This is a genomic window from Nostoc cf. edaphicum LEGE 07299, assembly GCF_015207245.1.
In the GTDB taxonomy this organism is placed as follows: Bacteria; Cyanobacteriota; Cyanobacteriia; order Cyanobacteriales; family Nostocaceae; genus Nostoc; species Nostoc edaphicum_B.
Window position 1 is genome coordinate 1 of the sequence record NZ_JADEXF010000159.1, and the last position, 7,207, is coordinate 7,207.

At 44.2% G+C, this 7,207-nt stretch carries 5 protein-coding genes; 3 read left to right on the forward strand and 2 right to left on the reverse strand.

Annotated features, from left to right (window positions below; all coding sequences use genetic code 11):
* The first annotated feature begins 185 nt into the window (after positions 1–185).
* The 3 genes from IQ229_RS06780 to IQ229_RS06790 are packed head-to-tail and all read left to right on the forward strand — an operon-like array spanning position 186 to position 2,845.
* Positions 186–860 carry a response regulator transcription factor gene (locus IQ229_RS06780; RefSeq protein ID WP_194042384.1) on the forward strand — a complete coding sequence of 225 codons (675 nt, stop codon included), beginning with the start codon at positions 186–188 and terminating at the stop codon, positions 858–860.
* Between the two features lie 45 nt (positions 861–905).
* A complete protein-coding gene (locus IQ229_RS06785) occupies positions 906–2,168 on the forward strand; it encodes a sensor histidine kinase (RefSeq protein WP_194042386.1) in 1,263 nt (420 codons plus the stop codon).
* A 29-nt stretch (positions 2,169–2,197) separates the two neighbouring features.
* Complete coding sequence (locus tag IQ229_RS06790) at positions 2,198–2,845, forward strand: rRNA large subunit pseudouridine synthase E (RefSeq protein ID WP_194042388.1); 648 nt, start codon at positions 2,198–2,200, stop codon at positions 2,843–2,845.
* Here the strand turns inward: IQ229_RS06790 and lnt are convergent.
* Entirely contained in the window at positions 2,842–4,452 is a 1,611-nt protein-coding gene (gene lnt, locus IQ229_RS06795) for an apolipoprotein N-acyltransferase (RefSeq protein WP_194042390.1), read from the reverse strand. The genes IQ229_RS06790 and lnt overlap by 4 nt on opposite strands.
* Complete coding sequence (gyrA, locus tag IQ229_RS06800; RefSeq protein ID WP_194042392.1) at positions 4,433–7,048, reverse strand: DNA topoisomerase (ATP-hydrolyzing) subunit A; 2,616 nt, start codon at positions 7,046–7,048, stop codon at positions 4,433–4,435. The genes lnt and gyrA overlap by 20 nt, the downstream gene beginning before the upstream one ends.
* Positions 7,049–7,207: the final 159 nt, after the last annotated feature.

Sequence of the window (7,207 nt, forward strand, 5' to 3'; positions counted from 1 at the left end):
TTTCAATAGTCACGAAGGTATAGCAGGGTTTGTAACTACCTGTTGGCAGATATACCTTATTCCTGATGAAGAATAATCTGAAAGTTAAAATCTAAAATTAGATAGAAGACATAGAGGTAACTAACATATCTAATTTTAAAAGAGAGTTAATATTTCTATGGCAAAGCTTCACACTAAAAAGTTTTATGCGGATTTTACTAGTAGAAGATGACTTAGAACAATTAGAACCACTACAAGGTATTCTCTCCGAGGCAGGATATATTGTAGATGCTGCGGAAGATGGGGAAATTGCCCAATGGCTGATTTCGCAAAAAGATTACGATCTATTAATTGTGGACTGGATGTTACCAACAATTAGTGGATTGGATCTGTGTCGCCAGTATCGTCTCTCTGGTAAAAATGCTCCAGTATTGATGTTAACTGCTAAAGACACCACACCCGACAAAGTTATAGGTTTAGACGCAGGAGCCGATGATTATTTAGTTAAACCTGCTGACTTGGTAGAACTGTTAGCACGAGTACGTGCTTTGGGGCGAAGAGTTCCTAATTGGCAGGGGTATAGTTTACGTATAGCAGATTTACAATTTCATTTAGCTGAATTAAGTGTAGAACGGAGTCAGGTAAAAGTAGAATTATCTCCACGTGAAGGACAGTTACTAGAATACCTGATGCGTCATCCCAATCAGGTTTTAACTCGCACCCAGATTGAAGACGCTTTGTGGGAGTACGGTATGGAACCAGAAAGCAATGCCTTAACTGTGCTAATACGCAAGTTGCGGCAACGCTTGCAAGTATTGGGTGCAGAAGACTGGATTAGAACAGTTTATGGTATGGGTTATCGTTTAAATCCTCAAGAATAAAAACTGGGAGAGTGAGAAGAATAATAACATTACTAACGATTACTTATGTTTAATCGCAGCCGTCGCAATCTTGCAAGTTGGTTCACACTAACAATGGGCAGTATTTTAATTGTGTTTGCGGCAGTAGTGTACTACTGGGAAGTCATAGATGAGTTGGAGGAACTAGACCGATTACTTTATAAAAAAACGAGTGTGATGGCAGCTAATGTCAAGTTGGAGCTGCATAATGGCCAGCGACAGGTAGACTTGGAACATGTACCATTGTTGGGAAGTATGGTACAACCATTGCCGGATAGTCAACTCGTGTATGCAAGTTGGTACGATGAGCAAAAGCAACTTGTACAATTTTTTGGTACAATTCCCAGCGATCGCCTTTCAATCTCAGGTGGGTTTGATACTATCAAGACTAATAGTAAAGTCTGGCTACGTCAGGTAACGTTGCCTGTTTACCAAAATGGTTTATTAATTGGTTATTTGCAGGCAGCGATGCCGATGACAGCTACTGAAAGCGCTTTAGCTGAATTCCGTATGGTTTTGGCTATCTCAGCACCTATAACTTTAGCTGTAGTTGCCCTCACAGGTTGGTGGTTGGGAGGGCTAGCAATGCAACCAATTCGCCACAATTATGATTATCTGCAAAGGTTTACAGCTGATGCTTCCCACGAATTGCGATCGCCTTTGACAGCAATTATTAGTAATGCTCAATACGGCTTTTTATCTAAATCTACTGATCTGGAGGTGCAACGTCAGCGCTTCCAAAAGATTTTTGATATTGCTAAATCAATGAGTATTTTAGTAAATAATCTGTTGTTTCTGGCACGTTCTCAAGGTCAATTACCGACTGAATCATTACAAGTAATTGACTTAAATAATTTGCTTGTGCAGATAAGAGATGATTATGCCACCCAAGCAGATGCACAACATCTTAGTTTAGTTTTCAAACCGCCAAATAATAGTATAACTGTGCTTGGTGATGCTAACTTGCTCCGTCAAGTAATTATAAATTTATTGAATAATGCTTGTAAATATACTTCTGCCGATGGTCAAGTTCAATTGCAATTATTTACTCAATCACGTTGGGCTATAATCCAAATTATAGACAATGGCATTGGTATTCCTGAAGCTGATTTACCGTATATTTTTGAGCGATTTTATCGAGTGGATAAAAAGCGATCGCGTCAAACTGGAGGATTTGGTTTAGGGTTAGCTATTGCTCAACAAATAGTTCAATCTCACGGTGGTAAAATTAGTATTAAGAGTGTATTCCAAGAAGGTACAACTTTACAAATTGCTTTGCCTCTAAAGTAAAATTTATAAATTTTACTTCTATATGTCCCATGCCCAATCATTACCGATATATTATTTTTTACAAACCATACGGCGTTCTCAGCCAGTTTACAAAAGATGCCCCCACACATAGCACCTTAAAAGATTATATTGATGTGTCTGATGTGTATCCTGTGGGACGCTTAGATTGGGATAGTGAAGGATTGCTGCTGTTAACAAACGATGGACAATTACAACATCGCCTTGCGCATCCGCGTTTTGGTCATAAACGTACTTACTGGGTACAGGTAGAGCGAATTCCAAATGCAGAAGCTATCAAAAGGTTGCAAACAGGTGTGGAAATTCAAGATTACCGCACTCAACCAGCAGAAGTTAAGCTTTTACCAGAAGAACCACAGCTCCCTGAACGCACTCCACCAATTAGATTTCGTAAAAATGTACCGACAGCTTGGCTGGAAATGACTTTGACAGAGGGAAAAAACCGCCAAGTTCGGCGCATGACTGCGGCTGTCGGGTTTCCGACTTTGCGACTGGTCAGGGTCAGCATAGGTCATCTACAATTAGATGACCTACAATTGGGTCAATGGCGCGACCTCACCACTTCCGAAATCCATAATTTTAGTAAATCGAAAAGTTTTCCTCCAAAAGCCGCCCCATCAGAGGAATTTGCTAATAATTCCAAAGACTCAATACGCTAGGGATTTCCAACATTACTAAATTTCTTTATACCACGAATTACCAGCCAAGCTCCTCCAGAGGAGATTAACAACAACGGAGTTAACCAATCACCCCAACGCACATATAAAGTTTGTGTCTGTCGCCGATAAATTGTTTCAGCATGAGTTTCGTAGGTATTATATCCAGACATCCACAAGGTTCTGCCATGAGGATCTACAAAGGCTGAATATCCGGTATTAGTTGCCCGTGCTGACCAGCGATCGCTTTCAATTGCCCGCATGATATCCTGTGCATGATGCTGGAATGGCATGGATGCAGTGTAATGGGCATCATTAGAAGAACTGACAATAAATTGCCCACCCGCAGCAGCTTGACGGCGAAATTGTTCAGGAAAAGCAGATTCGTAACATATACTAGCGATCGCCCGACCAAAAGGAGTGTCAAATATCTGATTTGCTGAACCAGCAACTTGGTGTGCCTCCAGTGGCGACAAGCGTTGAACTATCCCGCCTAAAATTCCTTCAAAGGGAATATATTCTCCCAAGGGTACTAGTTTGGACTTATCGTAGCGGCTGACAATTTCACCCTTACTGTTGAAAGTAAACAAGCTAATTGTATAACTGTCTCCCCGTTCGCCAAAAGCCCCAATCCAAGCAACTACACCTTTCTCCTTCACAGCTGCAACTAAAGCAGTTTGCATCAGGTTACGCTGGAAAATAGGTAAGGCTCCTTCTGGAGTGAGAACTGCATCTACACCTTGGTCTGCTAAAGTTAGATATCCATTGGTATAGTTTTCTTGGGCGCGACGAAACCCTTCAGAACTTCGTAAAAGTCGGTTTGGGATATTACCCTGAACAATCCCCACTTTCAAGGCTGCTTCTGGTAATTGGGCAATGGGACGGCTATATAAGATAAAACCGATGAAGTGTAAGGTAATTAATAGTCCTGTAGCGATAACCCAGTATTTATTAACGAACCGCAGAGGCGCGGAGGACATGGAGGTTCTCTCTGCGCCCTCTGCGTCTCTGTGGTTCGTCCATCCTTCAGCAATTAAACCATTAATAGCAACGATCGCAGCTGTCACAGTATTAGGCCCAGAGAGTTGTCCCAGATGTACAATTACGAGATTGTGCGGACTTTGAGTGTAAGCAAGGGAACTCCACCACAAAGGCCCCGCACTCCACAGACTCTCTAATCCGCACCAGACGGCTGTACCAATAAGTACACGTAGCCAAGGTTTTTGCCCCCCCAGGCGAACCATTACAGTCGCCCAAATACTAACGAATACTCCTCCCAAGGCACTGATAAATCCCCAACAAAAAAGCGTAATTAACAAACTTGGCAACCAAGGAACGCCCAACCATGTCATCGGATGAATTCCGGTAATCCAGAATAGGGCGACACCGTGAAAACCAATACCCCAGAGGAAAGCCGGGGGGAATTGGTTTTTACCTTTGGTTGAAGTGACAACTAGCACCCATAAAGGAACTATGGCAATCCAAGCCAATAACCATGCACCTACTGGGGCTACGGTTAGCCCCATTAAAATGCCGCTAGCTAAGGCAATTAAATAAGGGAGTAAGGCGTTTAGCCTCTCCCCCTGCTTTTTACTCTGCTTCTTCTGCATCGGCAGCATCAGGTGGAACTACTGCTACTCCGATAATGGCGTCATCTTCGTCTAAACGCTGGACTCTGACTCCAGTTGCCGATCGCGATTGGATAGAAATCGCATTTACGGCTTGACGGATGATAATACCGCGATTTGTCACCATCATGATTTCATCATCATCATTGTTGACAATGCGTAGGGTTGCTAACTTGTCTTTGGTTTTGCGGTTTTTGAACTTGGTTGCCATTAAACCCTGACCAGCACGATTTTGCAGGCGGAACTGGGCAACTGGTACGCGCTTACCATATCCTCCCATTGTAATTACCAACACCCAAGGGCCAACAATGCCACTGCTAGGCACTTCTGCGGACTCTTCATTAGTTTCGGTAATTTCGATATCTTCTGTTTCGATTGTTTCGATTGCTTCGATATCTTCAGTTTCGGCTTCTGTAACTATATTCAAAGTTTCAAGAATTGCTGCGGGAAGGATATCCATACCCACCAGTTCATCTTTATTTTTCAGTTTCATGGCTTTCACCCCACGAGTCGCCCTACTTAAAGGACGCAGTTGTTCGTGGTTGCACCGGAAGTTAATCGCCATTCCGTTCCGAGAACCAATGATTACACTGTCCTCTACTCTAGCGCGTCGCACCCAGCGCAGTTGGTCGCCTTCTTCTAAGGAAATGGCAATCAAACCATTGGCGCGAATATGACTAAAGGCTGCCAATTCGGTTTTCTTGATATTGCCGCCCTTGGTGAGCATAACCAAGTATTCTTCGCTGCTAAACTCGTCAACGGGTACAATCGAGGTGATTTTTTCCTCTTTGGGAATCGGTAACATCTGGACGATTGGTGTCCCGCGACTGGTACGCGAACTCGCTGGAATTTGATAAGCTCTCAGGCAATAAACAACACCACGCTCACTAAAGAATAAAATACTGTCGTGATCGCAGCAAGTCAAAAAATGCTCAATGGTATCATCATCTTTGACCTTGGCTGCGGCTTTGCCTCTGGTAGCACGGCTTTGGGCTTCAAAGGTATTAACTGGCATCCGTTTGATGTAACCTTGCTCTGTCACCAGAATTATCGCTTTTTCATTGGCAATTAGGTCACGGTCATCTAATTCGCCTTCCCCTGGTAAAATTACCGTGCGGCGGGGTGTGGCAAAGTTAGTTTTTAGTTGCGCGACTTCGGTTTCAATGATTTCTAGCACTCTTTCCCGACGTGCCAAAATATCTTGTAAATCGGTGATTTTCGCTTGTAATTCCTCGTGTTCCAAACGAATTTTGTCTGCTTCTAAGGCAGTCAACCGCCGCAATTGCATTTGCAAAATTGCATCTGCTTGCACTTCCGAGAGTCCGTAAGTTGTGATTAATTCGCCTTTGGCTGTGGGTGCATCGGGAGCATGACGAATTAAGACAATAATTGGATCTAAGTGGGACAGGGCAATTAATAACCCTTGCAGGAGATGATCGCGTTCCTCGGCTTTCCGCAGTTCGTAGCGGGTGCGTCTAGCAATGGATTCGATGCGGAAATCCAAGAAGACGGTTAAGAACTGCTTGAGGGTGAGTACTTGGGGTTCGCTATTCACCAACGCCAGCATGTTCGCGCCGAAGTTGGCTTGTAGTGGTGTTTGCTTGTAGAGGTTATTTAGAACGACGCGGGGATAAGCATCACGCTTGAGTTCGATGACAACTCGCATCCCGTCGCGATCGCTTTCATCACGGATATCTGCGATGCCCTCTAGACGCTTCTCGTTCACCATTTCGGCGATTTTTTCAATCAGCGCCGCTTTATTGGTTTGATAGGGCAATTCAGTAATGATAATTGCTTCTCTATCTGGGCGTCCCCGTTGTTCAACGGTTTCAATGTTAGCGACACCACGCATGGTGATGGAACCACGCCCGGTGGTGTAAGCTTCACGAATGGCAGATGTCCCCAAAATTTGCGCCCCAGTCGGAAAGTCTGGGCCGTGGACATACTGCATTAATTCGAGATCGGTGATTTCTGGATTGTGGATTACAGCCACTAAAGCATCAATCAATTCGCCCAAATTGTGCGGCGGAATGTTGGTTGCCATACCCACGGCAATACCAGAGGAACCGTTGAGCAACAACTGGGGAATCCGTGCCGGTAGTACTGTTGGTTCTTGCTGGGAACCGTCGAAGTTATCGGCGAAATCTACGGTTTCATACTCGATGTCGTGGAGTAAACCAGCGCTAGTTAAAGCTTGTAAGCGGCATTCTGTGTACCGCATGGCGGCTGGTGGATCGTTGTCTACCGAACCAAAGTTACCATGTCCGTTAACTAGGGGCGATCGCATGGAAAAATCCTGCGCCATCCGCACCAAAGCATCATATACTGCTGTGTCACCGTGGGGGTGATATTTACCCAACACTTCCCCCACCACACGGGCGCATTTCTTAAAGGGGCGATCGTGGAGCAGACCTAGCTCGTGCATTGCGTAGAGAATGCGACGATGCACAGGTTTTAGACCATCCCTGGCATCTGGCAGCGCCCGACCCACTATCACGCTCATGGCGTATTCCAGATAAGACTGCGACATTTCGTTTCGCAAGTCTGTCGGGATAATCCTCTCCTGTGAGGTTGTCATAACCTAAAAATCTCCAAAAATCGTAGATTTTAGCTTGTTTACTCAACAAAGCGCAAAATTATTCTAAATTGCTCTTGAATAATTGCTATAATTTGATACAATCTTAGCATATATTGCTTTTTTATGCCTGGGCAGCTAACTCAGGCGCTTGTTCAATCC